The sequence below is a fragment of the Azospirillum sp. 11R-A genome, assembly GCF_049472615.1.
Lineage (GTDB): Bacteria > Pseudomonadota > Alphaproteobacteria > Azospirillales > Azospirillaceae > Azospirillum > Azospirillum palustre.
In genome coordinates this window covers 90,896-109,065 of record NZ_JBCEBL010000005.1, presented here as the reverse complement: position 1 = coordinate 109,065, position 18,170 = coordinate 90,896, and the positions used below count along the sequence as shown (strand labels likewise).

The 18,170-nt window shown below is 67.4% G+C and carries 15 protein-coding genes; 9 read left to right on the top strand and 6 right to left on the bottom strand.

Annotated features, from left to right (window positions below; all coding sequences use genetic code 11):
• Positions 1 to 32: 32 nt before the first annotated feature.
• From radA to VH569_RS09765, 4 genes are all read left to right on the top strand, one after another.
• The gene (gene radA, locus VH569_RS09780; protein ID WP_423315172.1) at positions 33 to 1,481 is read left to right on the top strand and encodes a DNA repair protein RadA; all 1,449 of its coding nucleotides are present in this window, start codon (positions 33 to 35) and stop codon (positions 1,479 to 1,481) included.
• Between the two features lie 60 nt (positions 1,482 to 1,541).
• Positions 1,542 to 2,231 carry a CvpA family protein gene (locus VH569_RS09775; RefSeq protein WP_423315171.1) on the top strand — a complete coding sequence of 230 codons (690 nt, stop codon included), beginning with the start codon at positions 1,542 to 1,544 and terminating at the stop codon, positions 2,229 to 2,231.
• Between the two features lie 108 nt (positions 2,232 to 2,339).
• Positions 2,340 to 3,788, top strand: coding sequence for an amidophosphoribosyltransferase (purF, locus tag VH569_RS09770; protein ID WP_423315170.1), 1,449 nt, complete (start codon positions 2,340 to 2,342; stop codon positions 3,786 to 3,788).
• A 78-nt stretch (positions 3,789 to 3,866) separates the two neighbouring features.
• Positions 3,867 to 4,574, top strand: coding sequence for an SDR family NAD(P)-dependent oxidoreductase (locus VH569_RS09765; RefSeq protein WP_423315169.1), 708 nt, complete (start codon positions 3,867 to 3,869; stop codon positions 4,572 to 4,574).
• Between the two features lie 141 nt (positions 4,575 to 4,715).
• Here VH569_RS09765 and mutS read toward each other — a convergent pair whose 3' ends face one another.
• Positions 4,716 to 7,352 carry a DNA mismatch repair protein MutS gene (gene mutS, locus VH569_RS09760; RefSeq protein WP_423315340.1) on the bottom strand — a complete coding sequence of 879 codons (2,637 nt, stop codon included), beginning with the start codon at positions 7,350 to 7,352 and terminating at the stop codon, positions 4,716 to 4,718.
• A 248-nt stretch (positions 7,353 to 7,600) separates the two neighbouring features.
• On the opposite strand from mutS, the gene VH569_RS09755 reads away from it, so the two are divergent.
• Entirely contained in the window at positions 7,601 to 8,131 is a 531-nt protein-coding gene (locus VH569_RS09755) for a hypothetical protein (protein WP_423315168.1), read from the top strand.
• Between the two features lie 47 nt (positions 8,132 to 8,178).
• Here the strand turns inward: VH569_RS09755 and VH569_RS09750 are convergent, their stop codons facing one another.
• Together VH569_RS09750 and VH569_RS09745 are read right to left on the bottom strand one after the other, a co-directional pair.
• The gene (locus VH569_RS09750; protein WP_423315167.1) at positions 8,179 to 8,571 is read right to left on the bottom strand and encodes a hypothetical protein; all 393 of its coding nucleotides are present in this window, start codon (positions 8,569 to 8,571) and stop codon (positions 8,179 to 8,181) included.
• Between the two features lie 133 nt (positions 8,572 to 8,704).
• A complete protein-coding gene (locus VH569_RS09745; RefSeq protein WP_376959008.1) occupies positions 8,705 to 9,067 on the bottom strand; it encodes a hypothetical protein in 363 nt (120 codons plus the stop codon).
• A gap of 216 nt (positions 9,068 to 9,283) precedes the next feature.
• Between VH569_RS09745 and VH569_RS09740 the strand changes: the two genes are divergently transcribed.
• Positions 9,284 to 12,127 (top strand): [protein-PII] uridylyltransferase, encoded by a 2,844-nt coding sequence (locus VH569_RS09740; RefSeq protein WP_423315166.1) that lies wholly within the window; start codon positions 9,284 to 9,286, stop codon positions 12,125 to 12,127.
• 67 nt (positions 12,128 to 12,194) lie between these two features.
• On the opposite strand, the gene ccoG is transcribed toward VH569_RS09740, so the two are convergent.
• The gene (gene ccoG / locus VH569_RS09735; RefSeq protein WP_423315165.1) at positions 12,195 to 13,712 is read right to left on the bottom strand and encodes a cytochrome c oxidase accessory protein CcoG; all 1,518 of its coding nucleotides are present in this window, start codon (positions 13,710 to 13,712) and stop codon (positions 12,195 to 12,197) included.
• Between the two features lie 133 nt (positions 13,713 to 13,845).
• A complete protein-coding gene (locus tag VH569_RS09730; RefSeq protein WP_423315164.1) occupies positions 13,846 to 14,424 on the bottom strand; it encodes an HD domain-containing protein in 579 nt (192 codons plus the stop codon).
• A gap of 73 nt (positions 14,425 to 14,497) precedes the next feature.
• On the opposite strand from VH569_RS09730, the gene VH569_RS09725 reads away from it, so the two are divergent.
• The 3 genes from VH569_RS09725 (at position 14,498) to VH569_RS09715 (ending at position 16,908) form a co-directional block, all read left to right on the top strand.
• Positions 14,498 to 15,688, top strand: coding sequence for a vWA domain-containing protein (locus tag VH569_RS09725; RefSeq protein ID WP_423315163.1), 1,191 nt, complete (start codon positions 14,498 to 14,500; stop codon positions 15,686 to 15,688).
• Between the two features lie 174 nt (positions 15,689 to 15,862).
• Positions 15,863 to 16,444 (top strand): hypothetical protein, encoded by a 582-nt coding sequence (locus VH569_RS09720; protein WP_423315162.1) that lies wholly within the window; start codon positions 15,863 to 15,865, stop codon positions 16,442 to 16,444.
• On the top strand, positions 16,441 to 16,908 hold the full coding sequence (locus VH569_RS09715; RefSeq protein ID WP_423315161.1) for a glycine zipper 2TM domain-containing protein: 468 nt from the start codon (positions 16,441 to 16,443) through the stop codon (positions 16,906 to 16,908). Before VH569_RS09720 ends, VH569_RS09715 begins: the two co-directional genes overlap by 4 nt.
• Positions 16,909 to 17,412: 504 nt before the next feature.
• Here VH569_RS09715 and VH569_RS09710 read toward each other — a convergent pair.
• Complete coding sequence (locus VH569_RS09710; protein ID WP_423315160.1) at positions 17,413 to 17,763, bottom strand: hypothetical protein; 351 nt, start codon at positions 17,761 to 17,763, stop codon at positions 17,413 to 17,415.
• Between the last annotated feature and the right edge of the window lie 407 nt (positions 17,764 to 18,170).

Here is an 18,170-nt window from a genome sequence, read left to right as displayed (position 1 = left end):
GCGGGCCCTATCCCCATTGGACTACCAGACCTTTGGCGAAGCCCATCACCCGATATGTCTGCCAGGCTTGCGGCGCCTCCTTCCCCAAATGGGCGGGCAAGTGCGACGCCTGCGGCGAATGGAACAGCCTCGTCGAGGAGGCCGCGCCCGACAGCGCGCCCAAGGGGCTGGGCGCCGCCCGCGGCCGCCGCATCGACTTCGTCGGCCTGCACGGCTCCAGCGAGGCGCCGCCGCGGCGGATGACCGGCATCGCCGAGTTCGACCGCGTCTGCGGCGGCGGGCTGGTCCCCGGCTCGGCGATCCTGATCGGCGGCGATCCCGGCATCGGCAAGTCGACCCTGCTGCTCCAGGCGATGGCCCGACTGTCGCAGGACCACCGCTGCGCCTATGTCTCGGGCGAGGAAGCGGTCGATCAGGTCCGGCTGCGCGCCCAGCGGCTGGGCTGCGCCACCGCCCCCGTCGATCTGGCGTCCGCCACCAGCGTGCGCGACATCGTCGCCTCGCTCGACGACGCCAAGGGTCCGGAGGTGATCGTCATCGATTCGATCCAGACCATGTATATGGACAATCTGGACAGCGCCCCCGGCACCGTCGCCCAGGTCCGCGCCAGCGCGCAGGAGCTGATCCGCGTCGCCAAGCGGCGCGGCGTCGTCCTGCTGCTGGTCGGCCACGTCACCAAGGAAGGCATGATCGCCGGTCCCCGCGTGCTGGAGCACATGGTGGACACCGTCCTCTATTTCGAAGGCGAGCGCGGCCACCAGTTCCGCATCCTGCGCGCGGTGAAGAACCGCTTCGGCCCGACCGACGAGATCGGCGTGTTCGAGATGGGCGACGCCGGCCTCGGCGAGGTCGCCAACCCGTCCGCCCTGTTCCTGGCCGAACGCCGCGGCGACGTGTCCGGCGCCGCCGTCTTCGCCGGGATGGAGGGCACCCGCCCCGTGCTGGTCGAGGTGCAGGCGCTGGTCGCCCCGTCGCCGCTCGGCACGCCGCGCCGCGCCGTGGTCGGCTGGGATTCGGCCCGCCTCGCCATGGTGCTGGCGGTGTTGGAGGCGCGCTGCGGCGTGCAGATCGGCGCCAACGACGTCTATCTGAGCGTGGCGGGCGGCCTGCGCATCACCGAACCGGCCGCCGACCTCGCCGTCGCCGCCGCGCTGGTGTCGTCGCTCACCGGGGAGCCGGTGCCGGCCGACACGGTGGTGTTCGGCGAACTCGGCCTGTCGGGCGAGGTCCGCGCCGTGAGCCAGACCGACACGCGGCTGAAGGAGGCGGCGAAGCTCGGCTTCTCCTCCGCCATCTTCCCGGCCCGGCGCGCCGGCAAGAAGGGCAGCCGCGGCGACAACGGCCTCAAGACCGTCGAACTCCAGCAGCTGGGCGAGCTGATGCCGCTGTTCCAGCCGCAGGGCTCCTCCGGCCGGCCGCCGTCGCGCCGTGGCCATGACGACAACGACACGCGCCGCCCGCGCGACGACGAGTACATCTGATCGCAGTTCCGCCGTCACTCGGCACCTCATCAATCGGTACAGGCAATCGGCACAGGGGTCATGGACACTCTTCCCGTCAATCCGGTGGACATCGTCGTCATCGCCGTGCTGCTTCTGGCCGCACTGCTCGCCTTCAGCCGCGGCCTCGTCGCCGAACTGGTGTCGGTCGCCGCCTGGGCCGGTGCGGCGATCGTCACGCTCTATGCGCTGCCCCATGTCCTGCCATATGCGCAGATCTACATCCGCTTCGAGATGCTGGCCTATGCCGCCTCGGCGGTCGGCATCTTCATCGTCGCGCTGATCGTGCTGTCTCTGCTGGGGCGCAGCCTGTCGCGCGGGGTGCAGGCGTCGGCGCTGTCGGCGCTGGACCGCACGCTGGGCTTCGCCTTCGGTCTGGTGAAGGGTGGGATTCTGGTTTCCATCGCCTACCTGTTCTTCCTGTGGCTGGTGCCGAACCAGGCCGAACAGCCGGTCTGGCTCCAGCAGGCGAAGACCCGGCCCTTCCTGGCGATGGGGGCGGAAACGCTCTACGCCTTCGTGCCGGAAAATCTGCGCAAGGAGGGCCTCGGCCAGATGGACATCGCGCGCGACCGTGCGCGTCAGGCGATGGAGGCCAAGCAGGCGCTCGACCGCCTGTCGACGCCGGTGCCCAGCCCCGCGAAGACCGGGGGTGCGCAGGCGCCCGATACCGGTTATAAGGACCGCGATCGCGCCGATCTTGAAAGGCTGATGCAGAACAACGCCCGCTGAGCTTGACCGCTCGGTTTTGGCGCGATTGACGTTTGTGGGACCGTAGTTTTTTCCGTTGCATGTGCTGACGCGCGCCGACGGCGCCTCTTGGACGAAGGACTTCTGGTGATGCTGACGACGCATCCGTTCGACGACGACAAGCTGCGCGAAGAGTGCGGCGTGTTCGGCATCTACGGCAACCCGCAGGCGGGCGCCATCACGGCGCTGGGCCTGCATGCCCTGCAGCACCGCGGGCAGGAGGCGGCGGGCATCGTCAGCTTCGACGGCGGCCGCTTCCACCTCCAGCACACGCTGGGCCTGGTCGGCGACCATTTCAGCTCCGAGGCGATCATCGCCAAGCTGAAGGGCGGCAGCGCCATCGGCCATGTGCGCTATGCCACCACCGGCGACACCTCGATCCGCAACGTCCAGCCGCTCTACGCCGACTTCGAGTTCGGCGGCTTCGCGCTGGCCCACAACGGCAACCTGACCAACGCCCAGGTGCTGCGCCGCCAGCTGGTCCGCCGCGGCTGCCTGTTCCAGTCCTCCACCGACACCGAGGTGATCGTCCATCTGATGGCGACCGCCCGCGGCGGCTCGCCGGTCGACCGGCTGATCGAGGCGGTGCGTCAGGTCGAGGGCGCCTTCTCCCTGGTGGCGCTGACCTCCAAGGAGGTGATCGGCGTGCGTGACGCGCTCGGCGTCCGTCCGCTGGTGCTCGGCCGGCTGGGCGACACCTACATCCTGGCCAGCGAGACCTGCGCCTTCGACATCGTCGGCGCCGACTATGTCCGCGACGTCGAGCCGGGCGAGATGATCGTCATCGACGACAGCGGCCTCCACAGCCTGCGCCCGTTCCAGCCGCAGCAGCGCCGCCTGTGCATCTTCGAATACATCTACTTCGCCCGTCCCGACAGCGTGATGGAGGGCACCTCCGTCTATCAGGCCCGCCAGCGTATCGGCCGTGAACTGGCCCGCGAGGCCGGCGTGCCCGCCGACGTGATCGTGCCGGTGCCGGACAGCGGCGTGCCCGCGGCGCTGGGCTACGCCCAGGAAGCCGGCGTGCCCTTCGACCTCGGCATCATCCGCAACCATTATGTCGGCCGCACCTTCATCGAGCCGACCGACCAGATCCGCCATCTCGGCGTGAAGCTGAAGCACAACGCCAACCGCGCGATGATCGAGGGCAAGCGCGTCGTGCTGGTGGACGATTCGATTGTCCGCGGCACCACGTCGAAGAAGATCGTCGAGATGGTGCGCGCCGCCGGGGCCAAGGAGGTGCACATGCGCATCTCCAGCCCGCCGACCTCGCACCCCTGCTTCTACGGCATCGACACGCCGGAGCAGAGCAAGCTGCTGGCCCACCGCATGACGGTGGAACAGATGCGCGAGTTCATCCAGGCCGACAGCCTCTCCTTCATCTCGCTCGACGGCCTCTACCGCGCCATGGGCGACGAGAAGCGCGATCCGGCCAAGCTCGGCTATTGCGACGCCTGCTTCACCGGCGACTACCCGATCCCGCTGACCGACGCGCTGGACCAGCCGCCGGTCGAGTCGAACGTCCCGGTCCGCGCCTGACGATCATCCCTCTCCCGGCCACGGGGGAGGGATTTTCATATGTAAACGAACAATAATCCCAGGAAACGAGTCGTCCCCATGTCCCGTCTCTCCGGCCGCATCGCCCTCGTCACCGGCGCCTCGCGCGGCATCGGCGCCGCCGTCGCCAAGCGCTTCGCCGCCGAAGGCGCCCATCTGGTTCTGGTCGCCCGTACGGTCGGCGGGCTGGAGGAGACCGACGACGCCATCCAGAAGCTTTCCGGCCAGTCGGCGACCCTGGTGCCGATGGACATGCGCGACTACGACAAGATCGACCAGCTCGGCCATGCGCTCTACCAGCGCTTCGGCAAGCTGGACGTGGTCGTCGGCAATGCCGGCGCGCTGGAGGCTCTCGGCCCGGTCGCCCAGTACGATCCGAAGCTGTGGTCGCGGGTGATGGACCTGAACGTGACGGCGAACTACCGGCTGATCCGCTCGATGGACCCGCTGCTGCGCGCGTCGGGCACCGGCCGCGCCATCTTCGTCACGTCCGCCGCCGCCAAGGCGCCGCATCATTACTGGATGCCCTACGGCGCCAGCAAGGCGGCGCTGGAGATGATCGTGAAGACCTACGCGATGGAGGTCGCCTCCTCCACCGTCCGCGTCAACCTGCTCGACCCCGGCGTGGTGGCGAGCAAGCTGCGCACCCAGGCCTTCCCCGGCGAGGACCCGACCAAGGTCGCCCAGCCCGACGACGTGACCGAGCGCTTCGTCGAACTGGCCGAGGCTGGGTGCGAGCGCCATGGGGAACTTGTTCAGGCGCAGTAACGACTCACCTGCCAAATCCCCCCTCTCCCCCCCGGGGAGAGGGGCGGGGTGAGGGGGATGCACATGCCGGATGTCTTCGGCTGCGCCGAACCCCCTCATCCTAACCTTCTCCCCAGGGGGGAGAAGGGATCCTGAGAGAAATCAGCGCACCATCCCGCGCAGCCGGTACAGCTCCTCCAGCGCCTGACGCGGCGTCAGACTGTCCGGGTCGATCCCCGCCAGCGCCACCTCGACCGCCGACGGCCCAGCCGGTGCCGTCTCGACCTCCGCCACCACCTTCGCCGGCCGTTTCAGCGCCGCGCTGAACAGCGGCAGATCCTCGGCCAGCCGGTGGATCGTCGCGTTCTGGTCGCCCGATTCCAGCAGCTTCAGCACCTCGTCGGCCCGCCCGACCACCGCCGGCGGCAGCCCGGCCAGCTTGGCGACGTGGATGCCATAGCTGCGGTCCGCCGCGCCCGCCGTCACCTCGTGCAGGAACACCACGTCGCCCTGCCATTCCTTGATGCGCATGGTGTGGCAGGACAGCGCCGGCAGTTTCGAGGCCAGCATCGTCAGTTCGTGATAGTGCGTGGCGAACAGCGCCCGGCAGCGGTTCATGTCGTGCAGATGCTCGACGCAGGCCCAGGCGATGGACAGCCCGTCGAAGGTCGCCGTCCCGCGCCCGATCTCGTCCAAAATCACCAGAGCCCGCGCGCCCGACTGGTTCAGGATCGCCGCCGTTTCCACCATCTCCACCATGAAGGTCGAGCGCCCGCGCGCCAGATCGTCGGCGGCGCCGACGCGGCTGTACAGCCGGTCGACCACCCCGATATGGGCCTGTTCCGCCGGGACGAAGCCGCCCATCTGCGCCAGGATCGCGATCAGCGCGTTCTGCCGCAGGAAGGTCGATTTACCGGCCATGTTCGGACCGGTCAGCAGCCACAGCCGGTTGTCCGGCGCCAGATCGCAGTCGTTGGCCACGAACGGCCCGCCATGGGCGGCGTCCAGCACCGCCTCCACCACCGGATGCCGCCCGCCCGCGATCGAGAAGGCGAGGCTGTCGTCCACCAGCGGCCGGCTGTAGCGCCTCTCATCCGCCAGTTCGGCCAGCGAGGTGGCGACGTCCAGCGCCGCCAGCGCATGCGCCGCCTGGGCGATGGCGTCGGCCTTGCCGGCGACCGCCTCGACCAGCCCGGCGAACAGCTCCAGCTCCACCGCCAGCGCCCTGTCGGCGGCCTCCGAAATGCGCCGCTCCAGATCCGACAGCTCCACCGTGCCGAAACGCACGGCGTTCGCCATGGTCTGGCGGTGCATGAACACCTCGCGACCCTTGTCCGACATCAGCTTGTCGGCATGGGCGGCGGTGACCTCGATGTGATAGCCCAGCACATTGTTGTGCTTGACCTTCAGCGACGGCACTCCGGCGATCTCGGCGTATTTCGTCTGCAACCCGGCGATCAGCCGCCGGCTCTCGTCGCGCAGCGTCACCAGCTCATCGAGCGCATAGCTGTAGTCCCGCGCGATGAAGCCGCCGTCGCGCGCCAGCAGCGGCAGCTCCGGCGCCAGCGCCTGGTTCAGCTGGTCGACCAGTTCCGAATGCGCGCCCAGCCGCTTGTCCAGCGCCGCCAGCCCGTCCGGCAGCGGCATGGCCCCGGCCAGCAGTTCCCTGATCAGCCCGGCCTGCCGCAGCCCGTCGCGGATCGCCGCCAGATCGCGAGGGCCCCCCCGGCCCAGCGTCAGCCGCGACAGCGCCCGTTCCAGGTCGGGACAGCTGCGCAACGCCTGCCGCAGCTCGGCCCGCAGCCGCTCACCCGTAAGCGCGAACTCCACCATGTCGAGCCGGCGGCCGATGGCGACGGGGTCGGTCAGCGGCGAGGTCAGATGGGCGCAGAGCAGCCGCGCCCCGGCTCCTGTCACCGTGCGGTCGATGGTGGCGAGCAGGCTGCCGCGCCGTTCCCCGTTCAGCGTCCGCGTCAGCTCCAGATTGCGCGCGGTGGAGGCGTCGATCTCCATCACCGCCCCCGGCCCCAGCCGGCGCGGCGGCGACAGCCGGGGCACGCGCCCCTTCTGCGTCAGCTCGACATAGCCGACGAGCGCACCGGCCGCCGCGACCTCCGCCCGGCTGAAAGTGCCGAAGGCGTCCAGCGTGCCGACGCCATACTGGGTCAGCAGGCGCTGCTTGCCGTTCTCGCTGTCGAAGCGCGGGTTGGGCTGCACGGTCAGCCGCGACTTCCAGTCCGTCCACAGCTCGAACAGCTCCGGCGTCTGGCTCAGCTTCTCCGAGATCAGCACCTCCTGCGGGTCGAGCCGCCCCAACGCGGCTCCCAGCCCGGTGCGCTCGACCGGCTGCACCACCAGTTCGCCGGTCGACATCTCCAGCCAGGCCAGCCCCAGCCCGCCCGCCGTCTCCGCCACCGCCGCCAGCCAGTTGGAGGAGCGGGCGTCGAGCAGGCTGTCCTCGGTCAGGGTGCCGGGGGTGACGATGCGGATGACGCCGCGCTTCACCACCGATTTGCCCCCGCGCTTCTTCGCCTCGGCCGGGTCTTCCATCTGTTCGCAGATGGCGACGCGGAAGCCCTGGCGGATCAGGCGCTGCAGGTAATTCTCATGGCTGTGCACCGGCACGCCGCACATCGGGATGTCTTCGCCCAGATGCTGGCCGCGCTTGGTCAGCGCGATGTCCAGCGCCGCCGCGGCATTGACCGCATCCTCGAAGAACATTTCGTAGAAGTCGCCCATCCGGTAGAACAGCAGGCAATCGGGATGCGCCTGCTTGATCTCCAGATACTGCGCCATCATCGGCGTGGCGTCGGGCGGGATGACGATTTCTGCGATGTCGGACACGGGGATCCACGAAGCCTTGGATGGGTGTTGTTTCGGATGCGCACCCTATCACGGGATATGCAGCCGCGGGATAGGCGGCTTTGCCGAGCCTGGGACAATGGGACGCGCACGAACGACTCGGGTCCATGTCCCTGTTGCGGTTGACGGGCGCGCGCCGTCGGTCGCTACAATAGGGAAAGCTGAAAAATAGGGAGACGGCCATCATGACGCAATCGACCGGGCAGACCGTGCCCGCCGCCACACCTGCCGCCACACCCGGCGAGGTGCGGGAGGTCGTTGCCCTCTTCGCCACCCGCGCCGCGTTCGACCGCGCGGTGGAGGCCCTGCTGGCGGCCGATTTCGACCGCGCCGACCTGTCGGTCCTGGCCAGCCACACCTCGCTGGAGGCCGCCGACCCGAAATACCGGCCGCGCGACGAGGCGCTGACCGGTCTGGTGGGCGAGCTGAAATACGCCTTCCCCCTGACCACCGCCGGCCTGATCGCCATCGTCGGCGGCCCCATCGAGGCGGCGTTGGCGGCGCTGGTCGCGGCCGGCGTCGGCGGCGTGGCGATTAAGGATTATCTGGACGAGCTGACCAGCCATCCCAAGCCCGACGAGTTCACCCGCGCGCTGGAGGCCGGCGGCATCATCCTGTGGGTGCGGGTGGAGACGGCGGAGCGCGAGGCGCAGGCCTCCGCCCTGCTGGATCGTGAAGGCGGCGGCAACGTGCATGTGAGCGTCCGCGACGCCTGACGGAGGGGCGGGCAGGGGGTAAGGCAGGCGGTATAAGGCAGGCTGCGTCAGGCGGTCAGGTTCATCACGGCGCCGCGCTTGGCGTCCTGCCCCGTCAGCTTCCGCTTCAGCTCCTCGGCGATTTCCTTCTCGACCGCCTCCCGCTTGTCCGACGGCATCGACTTCAGGTCGTCCTCGGTCATCTTGTGACGGGCGAGCCAGTCGTCGCGGATCCGCTCGGCCGGCGTCTTCTTCGATTCCTTCAGGAAGGCGTTGACCGCGTCGGTGTCGGTGGTCGGCCCGGCGCTGCTGCCCCAGCCCTTGCGCGCGGCCGCCGTCTGCGACTGGGTGTAGAGGGAGTTCGAATAGCCGCTGTAGCCGTTGACTTGCATCGCGGTGGTCCCGCTGTCGGTTGCGCCGCCGCCGGACAGCATCTGCCGGCAGTGCAGAACGCGATGCAATTTCAACGCCGAACGGAAAGTCTTTCCGTTTCAGGGGTCTGAGGCGTCCGCCGGAGCGGCGGAGCCTGCCGCCAGGCAACTTCTGCCGGCCAGTTCCTGCCGGTTCCGCCCTTTGCGGACCCGGCCCGTCACCTCACGCCGCGGCGGCCTGCCGGCGTTTCGGGGTGGCGACCATCCGCAGCCCGTGCGCCCGGTACTGCGCCTGGACGATGGACGCCCATCCCATGCGGATCAGCGTCAGCTTCACCCCGTCCGACAGGTCGTCGCCGGTGACGAGGTCGGTCACCTGCCACATCAGCGTGTCGTCCACCGAGCGCGGGAACATCGCCGCCACCCGCAGCAGCCGCGCCATCAGCGCCGCCACCGTCTGCCGTCCCAGCCCGCGTTCGGCCAGCGCCAGCGCGTCGTTCAGCGCCGCCAGCTCCCGCCGTCCCTTCAGCGATGTCTCCTTCGCCGATGTCTCCGCCGCGCGTCCCGTGCTCGTCCGGCCGGTCATGGCCCGTCTCCTGCGATACCGTCCATACCGACCAGTCTGGCCCCGCAACCGGGGAGGCGCTGTGACGGCCGTCACAACCGGGGTCACATGCAGGGGCCGGGACCCTGGTTTTCCAGTGCGGGCGTGCTACCTGAAGGCTTTACCGCTATAGTGCGGCCGTTGCGGCCATCCGGATCGCCTGCACGCCGCTTTAGAAGCCGAGGTTTTTCCCGACCGATGCTGTCCCGCTCCAAGGCGCCGCCCCCGCCAGAGTCGCCCGCGCCCGCCATCCCGAACAAGCGCGCCATCATCTCCCGCCGCAAGCTGTCGGGGGAGCTTGAGGATCTGGTCGCCGAACACGGCACCGGCGACAAGCTGCGCCCGGCGCTGATCGCCTGCCTGCGCAAGTCGCTGGCCGAGGGCAGGGCGGAGGTGCGGCGGCGCTTCGACGCCGGCGGCTCGGGCGAGCAGTGCGTGCGGGAGAACTGCTACCTCGCCGACCGGGTGGTCGGCACGCTGGCCGACTTCACCGTCCGCTTCATCTTCCCCACCGCCAACCCGACCTCCGGCGAGGTGTTCGACGTGGTGGCCACCGGCGGCTACGGCCGCGGCGAGCTGGCGCCCTTCTCCGACATCGACCTCTTGTTCCTGCTGCCCTACAAGCGCACGCCGCGGGTGGAGCAGGTGGTCGAATACATGCTCTACATCCTGTGGGATCTGGGGCTGAAGGTCGGCCATGCCGTGCGCAGCATCGACGAGTGCATCCGCCAGTCCAAGGCCGACGTCACCATCCGCACGGCGATTCTCGAATCCCGCTATCTCTGGGGTCCAGGCAAGCTGTTCGCCGAACTGCGCAAGCGCTACGACAAGGAGGTCGTCGCAGGATCCGGTCCCGAATTCGTCGAGGCCAAGCTGGCCGAGCGCGACAACCGCCACCTGAAGATGGGCGACAGCCGCTATGTGCTGGAACCCAACCTGAAGGACGGCAAGGGGGGCCTGCGCGATCTCCAGACCCTGTTCTGGATCGCCAAGTATCTCTACCGCGTCGAGGGAGTGGACGAGCTGGTCGGCAAGCATGTGCTGACGCCGGAGGAGGCGCAGCGCTTCGCCAAGGCGCAGAACTTCCTGTGGACCGCGCGCTGCCACCTGCATTACCTGACCGGCCGGCTGGAAGACCGCCTGACCTTCGACGTCCAGACCAGCATCGGCGCCGCCATGGGCTACACCGACCATGCCGGCACCAAGGGCGTCGAGCGCTTCATGAAGCATTACTTCCTGGTCGCCAAGGATGTCGGCGACCTGACGCGCATCTTCTGCGCGGCGCTGGAAGCGGAATCGAAGCGTCCGCCCAAGTTCAACCTGCTGCGTCTGGCCTCGGTCGCCCGGCGCAAGGATGTGGACGGCTTCATCGTCGACGGCGAGCGGCTGAACGCCCGCAGCGACAAGCAGTTCAAGGAACAGCCGATCGACATGATCCGCCTGTTCCACACCGCGCAGATGAACGACATCGACATCCACCCGGCGGCGCTGCGCTCCATCACCCGGTCGCTGTCGGCCATCGGCCCGAAGCTGCGCAACGACCCCGATGCCAACCGTCTGTTCCTCGACATCCTGACCGGGCCGAAGGATCCGGAGATCACGCTGCGCCGGATGAACGAGGCCGGCGTGATGGCCCGCTTCATCCCCGACTTCGGCCGGGTCGTCGCGCAGATGCAGTATGACATGTACCATGTCTACACGGTGGACGAGCACACGCTGTTCGCGCTCGGCATCCTGCACAAGATCGCGTCGGGCGACCATGCCGACGAGCTGCCGCTGTCGACCGAGGTGATCCACAAGGTGGTGTCGAAGCGGGCGCTCTACGTCGCCGTCCTGCTGCACGACATCGCCAAGGGCCGCGGCGGCGACCATTCGGTGCTGGGCGCCCGCGTCGCCGAGAAGCTCTGCCCGCGCCTCGGCCTGACGGCGGAGGAGACGGAGACGGTGGCGTGGCTGGTGCGCTGGCACCTCGCCATGTCGCACACCGCCTTCAAGCGCGACCTGGAGGACGACAAGACCGTCCGCGACTTCGTGGCGCTGGTCCAGTCGCCGGAGCGCCTGCGCCTGCTGCTGGTGCTGACGGTGGCCGACATCCGCGCGGTGGGCCCGCAGCGCTGGAACAACTGGAAGGCCACGCTTCTCCGCGAACTCTACAACCGTTCCGAAGAGCTGATGTCGGGCGGCATGACGGTGGAGGGCCGCGGCCGGCGCATCCAGGCCGCCCAGGCCGCACTGCGCGCCGAGCTGACCGACTTCGACGAGGCGGCCTTCGAACATCACAAGGGGCTGGGCTATCCCGGCTACTGGCTGGCCTTCGACACCGACACGCTGGCCCATCAGGCCCGCATCGTCCGCGAGGCGGAGCGCGAGCAGCGCCCGCTGACGGTGGAGACCCGCGTCGACCGCGGCCGGGCGGTGACCGAGGTGACGATCTACGCCACCGACCACAGCGGCCTGTTCTCCCGCCTTGCCGGGGCGCTGGCCGCCTGCGGGGCCGACATCGTCGATGCCCGCATCTTCACCATGACCAACGGCATGGCGCTCGACGTCTTCTCGGTGCAGGACGCCGCCGGTGGCGGTGCCTTCGAGAGCGGCGACAAGCTCGCCAAGCTGTCGGTGATGATCGAGAAGGTGCTGTCGGGCCAGTTGAAGCCGCTGAACGACCTGTCGACCCGCCGCACGCCCCATGCCAGCCGCACCCGCGTCTTCCATGTGCCGCCGCGCGTGCTGATCGACAACAACGCCTCCACCACCCACACGGTGATCGAGGTGAACGGCCGCGACCGTCCCGGCCTGCTCTACGACCTGACCCGCGCCTTGTCGAACCTGACCCTGCAGATCAGCTCGGCCAAGGTCTCGACCTTCGGCGAGAAGGCCATCGACGTCTTCTATGTGAAGGACGTCTTCGGCCTGAAGGTGACGCATGACGGCAAGCTGTCCAAGATCAAGGAGCGCCTGCTGAGCGCACTCGACGACCCCACCGGCGACGCCCCGCCCCCGGCGACGGTCAAGCGGACCCGAACCAAGGTGACGGGGGCGTAGAACCTCTCCCTCGGAGCGGTAACCCTCTCCCCCCCGGGGAGAGGGAACGACCCCTGGACAGGGGAGGCTACGGCGCCATGAACACGCTGGCGTGCTTGCCGGCCTCGCCGCTGCCCAGATCCTTGGCGATCACCGCGACATCGGTCGACCCCGACTTCACCGCCGCCGCCGGCACCTTCACGAACACCCGGAAGGTCGCCACCGAGTCCGCCTCCGCGGTCAGCGTCAGGCTGCCGCCGCTGCCGGCCGCCTCATCGCCGGCCACCGACAGATGCGCGTTGCGCAAGCCCTCGAAGCTCACCGCATAGCTGCGGGTGATGTGCGTCTTGTTCAGCACCTTGATGGTGTAGGCGTTCTGCACCGACCCGTCGGACAGCGTCACGAACAGCGGCGCCCGGTCGCGCAGCACGCTGACGTCCAGCGTCGGCCGCAGCATCAGCGCGATGCCCATGGCGCAGAGCACGACCAGCATGATCAGCGAATAGATCACCGTGCGCGGCCGCACCAGCTTCACCCGCTCCGGCTTGCCGTCGATCTTGGCGATCTGGTTCGACTGGGTGTCGAAGCGCACGAGGTCGATCGGCCGGCCGATCTGCCGCATCACGTCGTTGCAGGCATCGACGCACAGGCCGCAGCCGATGCAGGAGATCTGCTGGCCCTCGCGGATGTCGGTGCCGGTCGGGCAGACATGGACGCACTGCTTGCAGTCGATGCAGTCGCCCAACCCCGCCGCCTGCCGGTCCTCCCAGCCCTGCGACTTGCGCAGCGGCGCGCGGCCTTCGCCGCGCCAGTCCTCGTAGGTGACGAGGAAGGTGTCCTCGTCCACCATGGCGGACTGGAAGCTGCGCCACGGGCAGACATAGATGCAGATCTGCTCGCGCGCCCAGCCGGCGAAGAAATACGTCGTGAAGCTGAACAGCGCGATGAAGGTCGCCACCCCGCTGGTGATCTCACCGTGCAGCAGCTCGTTCATCAGCGTCGGCGCGTCGTTGAAGTAGAACACCCAGGCCCCGCCGGTCAGCAGCGAGATGCCGACCCACGCCGCATGCTTGGCGGTCTTGCGCGCCAGCTTGGCCCCGGTCATCGGCGCCTTGTCCAGCCGGATGCGGGTGGTGCGCGGGCCTTCGATCTTGCGCTCCACCCACATGAACAGGTCGGTCCACACCGTCTGCGGGCAGGCATAGCCGCACCAGATGCGCCCGGCCAGCGTGGTGGCGAAGAAGATGCCGAAGGCGCCGAGGATCAAGAGGCCGGTCAGGTAATAGACCTCCTGCGGCCAGATCTCGATCCACAGGAAATAGGCGCGGCGTCCGACCATGTCGATCAGCACCGCCTGGTCCGGGATGCCCGGCCCGCGTTCCCAGCGAAGCCACGGCGTGATGTAGTAGACCGCCAGCAGGACGATCAGCACCGCCCATTTCAGCTGCCGGAAGCGCCCCTTCACGTCGGCGGCATAGACCTTGGGCCGGTCGATGAACCAGTGGCGTCCCGGTTCCTCCTGCGGCCCGGCGTGGGTCTTGGCGGCGTGCTTGCCGGCAGGGTCGGGGCGGCGGGTGAGGGGGGTGTCTTCTTGGCGAAGGGACATGGCATCTTTCCTCGGCCGTCAGCGGCACGGGTGGCGTCAGCGTCGTCCCTTCTCCATAAGACTTCCGTGATGGAGCCGCATTGCGCAATGTCAATCCGGCTCCGGTTTTCTCCGCCGCCGCCTTCAAGCGGTCTCAAACGGTCTGGCCGCGCAGCTCCGCCAGCCCGTCGTGATAGGCGCGGTCGAACAGTGCCTCCAGCCGGGCGTCGGTGCCGCGCAGCCCGGCGACCACCGCATGGGCCCATTCGAAATACTCGACCTTGCGCGACAGCGGCCAGTCGGCGGGCGGGCTGTGCGCCATGGAGCGCAGGTTCGACACCTTGTCGGCCAGCTTGACCAGCTTCGCGCGGGTCGAGGCATGGGGGGCGGCGTCGATCTGGTGCTGCTTGCGCTCGGCCTTCGACATGCGCTTGTCGTCGGTGGTCTCGGCGACGACCTGCACCACCTCGGTACCGAACAGCTGCTCGATCTCCTCATAGCTGGCGTCGGTGTCCTCCAGCGTGTCGTGCAGCAGCGCCGCGATCACCACCACCGGGTCCCTGCCGGCCGTCGCCTCCGCCACCAGCAGGGCCACCTCCGACAGGTGGTTGACGTAAGGCTCGGCGCGCACGCCCTTGCGGCGCTGGTCGATGTGCTTGTGCGCGGCGAAATCCAGCGCGCGGGCGAAATCGAGGAGGGGCGCGCCTGTCGGGGAGGCGGTTGGCAAGGTCATGCTGTTCTCTCGGCTGGGGCATTGCAGTATCCTCCGCTCCTGGGGAAACTCCCGATGCCGAAGGACCGCGCCCATGTTCACGTCATTCTTCTTCGATCTGCGCAAGGCCGGCGTGCCCGTCTCGCTGACGGAGTACCTGACGCTCATGGAGGCCATGAAGCAGGGCACCGCGTCCTTCCGCGTCGAGGATTTCTATTATCTCAGTCGTGCATGCTTGGTTAAGGACGAACGCAACCTCGACCGCTTCGACCGCGTCTTCGGCGCCACCTTCAAGGGCCTGACCGACGAGATGCCGGCCGGCGAGGAGGTTCCCGTCACCGACCTGCCGGAGGAATGGCTGCGCAAGCTGGCCGAACGCTTCCTGACCGACGAGGAGAAGGCGCAGGTCCAGGCGCTCGGCGGCTGGGACAAGTTGATGGAGACGCTGGCCCAGCGTCTGGCCGAGCAGAAGGGCCGGCACCAGGGCGGATCGAAATGGATCGGCACCGCCGGCACCTCACCCTTCGGCGCCTATGGCTACAATCCGGAGGGCGTGCGCATCGGCCAGCACGAGAGCCGCCACCGCCGCGCCGTCAAGGTGTGGGACCGCCGCGAGTTCAGGAACCTGGACGACCGGGTGGAGATCGGCACCCGCAACATCAAGGTGGCGCTACGCCGCCTGCGCAAGTTCGCCCGCAGCGGCGCCGCCAGCGAACTCGACCTGCCCGGCACCATCCGCGCCACCGCCAACAACGCCGGCTGGCTTGACCTGAAGATGGTCCCGGAGCGGCACAACACGATCAAGGTGCTGCTGTTCCTCGACATCGGCGGTTCGATGGACGACCACATCCGCCTCGTCGAGGAGCTGTTCTCCGCCGCCCGCAGCGAGTTCAAGCATCTGGAGCACTTCTACTTCCACAACTGCGTCTATGAGGGCGTCTGGCGCGACAACGCGCGCCGCCACACCGAGCGGCTGTCGACCTGGGACGTGCTGCACACCTATCCCGCCGACTACAAGCTGGTCTTCGTCGGCGACGCCGCCATGAGCCCCTACGAGATCGTCTATCCCGGCGGCAGCGTCGAGCATTGGAACGAGGAGGCGGGCCAAGTGTGGATGCAGCGCCTGCTGTCGGTCTACGCCAAGGCGGTGTGGCTGAACCCGACCGCGCCGCAATACTGGGACTATTCGGAAAGCACCCGCCTGCTCCAGCGCCTGATGGGAGGACGGATGTTCCCACTAACGCTGGAGGGGCTGGACGGCGCTATGCGGGAGTTGGGGAGGTGAGTGCGCACACTGTTCGTTAAGGTGTGTGGGAGGATGAGTATCGATAATTTTGTTACGCGCAAATGTTGGTTAAAAATACCTGAATACGATACGACATTGACAACTTAAAGTAACTTAGAGAATTCTCGAAGGAGGTAGCCTTTTTGGAGAATTAAAGTGATAAGAAAAATCTCTTTGGCGGCATTTCTGGCGTTGACCCTGTCGGCTTGCGGCGCGCAGATGCCACCGCTCAACTTCTCGGTGCCGAATGTCGGCCCGTCCAAGGTCAAGCTCGACGCGGAAGTCAAATCGATCACGGTTGCGATTGCACGCCCGGACGAGGCGACAGGCGAGTTGCCGAATGGGTTGGAAATCGTCCCTCCCATGTGGAAGACGTCCCTTGAGGAAGCGCTGACGAAGATGGCGATCTTCAAGGACGACGCCCCGAAGAAGTTGTCCATTTCGGTCAAGGTGCTCAAGCTCGATATTCCCGGTATTGGTGGCGAGTTCACGACCGAGACCGGTGCGCGTTATGAAGTCATCGACCGTTCCAACGGTTCGATCATTCTCACGACCGACGTGAACAGCAAGGGCACCGTTCCATTCGAGCATGCTTACATCGCCACGGTCCGTCAGCGTGAAAGCGTCAACCGCTCGATCCAGAACAACATCCTGCAGTTCCTGCAGCAGCTTGAAACGACGAAGCTGAATCAGCCGATGATTCCGGCGACCGGCGTGACGGCGCCCGTCCAGGGCAAGGGAGTGCCGACATCGTGACCGGCCGCGGGCTGTTGCTGCTGTCGGTCCTCGGCGCCTGTGCCATGGTGACGGCATGCGCGCCGAACATCTCGCCGGACAGCTATGCGGCGGGTTCGGTCGGGCAGGTCAACCGCACGGTCCGTGGCCTGGTGATCAGCGCCCGCCCGGTTGCCATCGGCGGGACCCAGTCCGGTCTCGGCGCCGGTGCCGGCGCTATCGCCGGTGGGGCCGCCGGTTCCTCGATGGGCAGCGGTCCCCGCGGCAACATCGTCGGAGCGGTGGGGGGTGCGCTGGTCGGCGGCGTGATCGGCGCGATGGCGGAGGATGCCGCCACGCGCCAGGATGGGATGGAGTATGTCGTCCAGACCGACAACGGCGCCCTCCTGACGGTTGTCCAGGGCAACGCCCCTGCGTTCGCCGTCAGTCAGAAGGTTCTGGTCCTGTACGGTTCGCGTTCGAGGATCATTGCCGATCCCACATGACGGTGAAGCCGGCGGAGGCTACACCTCCGCCGGTCTGGTTTTCCCTTCAACTGCGACCATGCCTCATCGCTCTGCCCGCAATGGGCAATGACATGCCGCGCGGCCGGACTTCGTCGGCGACGCCGCCATCGGCCCCTGCGAGATCGTCTATCCCGGCGGCAGCGTCGAGCCTTGGAACGAGGAAGCCGGGCAGGTGTGGATGCAGCGCCTGCTGTCGGTCTGTGCCAGGGCGGCGTCGCTGAACCCGACCCCGCCGCAGAACTGGGACCATTCGGAAAGCACCCGCCTGCTCCAGCCCGATGGAAGGACGGATGGTCCACCTGACGCTTGGCGGGCTCGACGGTGCATGGCCGGGCGCGAGAGGCGGAGCAGGCCTCCGGCACAGTCCAAACACGGGCGATCCGGCCATACCCACCATCCGCTCCCGCTCTGCGGGGAACGTGCGTATGGGGCTTGGCCGGATCGCACTGTCGGCGGAGCTTTGGCCCGCCGACTTTTACCGCATCACTTGCAGCTGCTGGCGACCTGGGCGGTCGGCGTGCAGCCCGGGTTGCCGGCGGTCAGCGCGCCGGTGATGGTGCCGTCCGGGCCGACGTTCAGGGAATAGTTGCAGCCGGTCGCGCCGATCGCCTGGGCCGAGCTGACCAGCGAGCAGGTCTTGCCGGCCACCTGTACCGTCAGGGTGGGGGTGGTCGGGTTGGCGGCCCACGTCATGCTGGCGGACGGATTCTGGACCGGCGAGCCGATGCTGGCATGGGAGGCGATGACCACGGTGTCGGCATGGGCGCCACCGGCCGCAAACATCGCGATGGACAGAACAGTGCCGATCATGCCCGCCTTGAAAGAAGAGCGCATTTCTATACTCCCAAATTCTATGATTGATTTGAATACAAAGCACAAAAGATCGTGTCGTTTTGTGCAAACAAAAATTCGCATTAATCCTCATAACTTTCAACGTCAGAATTGATTCAAAAAGAATCGCGTGATTATCAGGGCAAAAGTTACAAATAGTCAATTTTACAATTGTATTCTATTTCTATGGAACACCATTGCGTGGATTTCTATATTGTTCTCTCATTCATATTCAAATGTATGGCGAGTGTTCTCTCCTGCGATATTTGAAGAGAAATACTCTTCCAAATCGGAGGCGATCCTTCCGTACTGAGTGCTCGCAATCCGTTTCCATCACAGTCGGGACCGATGGCCCAACCGCTGGCTCAGTCGGGTTCAGCCTGTCCCACCGTTGCGGCGTCTCCCATATC

Coding starts and splice junctions, on each gene's coding strand:
- VH569_RS09775 (WP_423315171.1), top strand. CDS start 1,542: ATGGACACTCTTCCCGTCAATCCGGTGGACATCGTCGTCATCGCCGTG.
- purF (WP_423315170.1), top strand. CDS start 2,340: ATGCTGACGACGCATCCGTTCGACGACGACAAGCTGCGCGAAGAGTGC.
- VH569_RS09765 (WP_423315169.1), top strand. CDS start 3,867: ATGTCCCGTCTCTCCGGCCGCATCGCCCTCGTCACCGGCGCCTCGCGC.
- mutS (WP_423315340.1), bottom strand. CDS start 7,352: ATGATGGCGCAGTATCTGGAGATCAAGCAGGCGCATCCCGATTGCCTG.
- VH569_RS09755 (WP_423315168.1), top strand. CDS start 7,601: ATGACGCAATCGACCGGGCAGACCGTGCCCGCCGCCACACCTGCCGCC.
- VH569_RS09745 (WP_376959008.1), bottom strand. CDS start 9,067: ATGACCGGCCGGACGAGCACGGGACGCGCGGCGGAGACATCGGCGAAG.
- VH569_RS09740 (WP_423315166.1), top strand. CDS start 9,284: ATGCTGTCCCGCTCCAAGGCGCCGCCCCCGCCAGAGTCGCCCGCGCCC.
- ccoG (WP_423315165.1), bottom strand. CDS start 13,712: ATGTCCCTTCGCCAAGAAGACACCCCCCTCACCCGCCGCCCCGACCCT.
- VH569_RS09730 (WP_423315164.1), bottom strand. CDS start 14,424: ATGACCTTGCCAACCGCCTCCCCGACAGGCGCGCCCCTCCTCGATTTC.
- VH569_RS09725 (WP_423315163.1), top strand. CDS start 14,498: ATGTTCACGTCATTCTTCTTCGATCTGCGCAAGGCCGGCGTGCCCGTC.
- VH569_RS09710 (WP_423315160.1), bottom strand. CDS start 17,763: ATGCGCTCTTCTTTCAAGGCGGGCATGATCGGCACTGTTCTGTCCATC.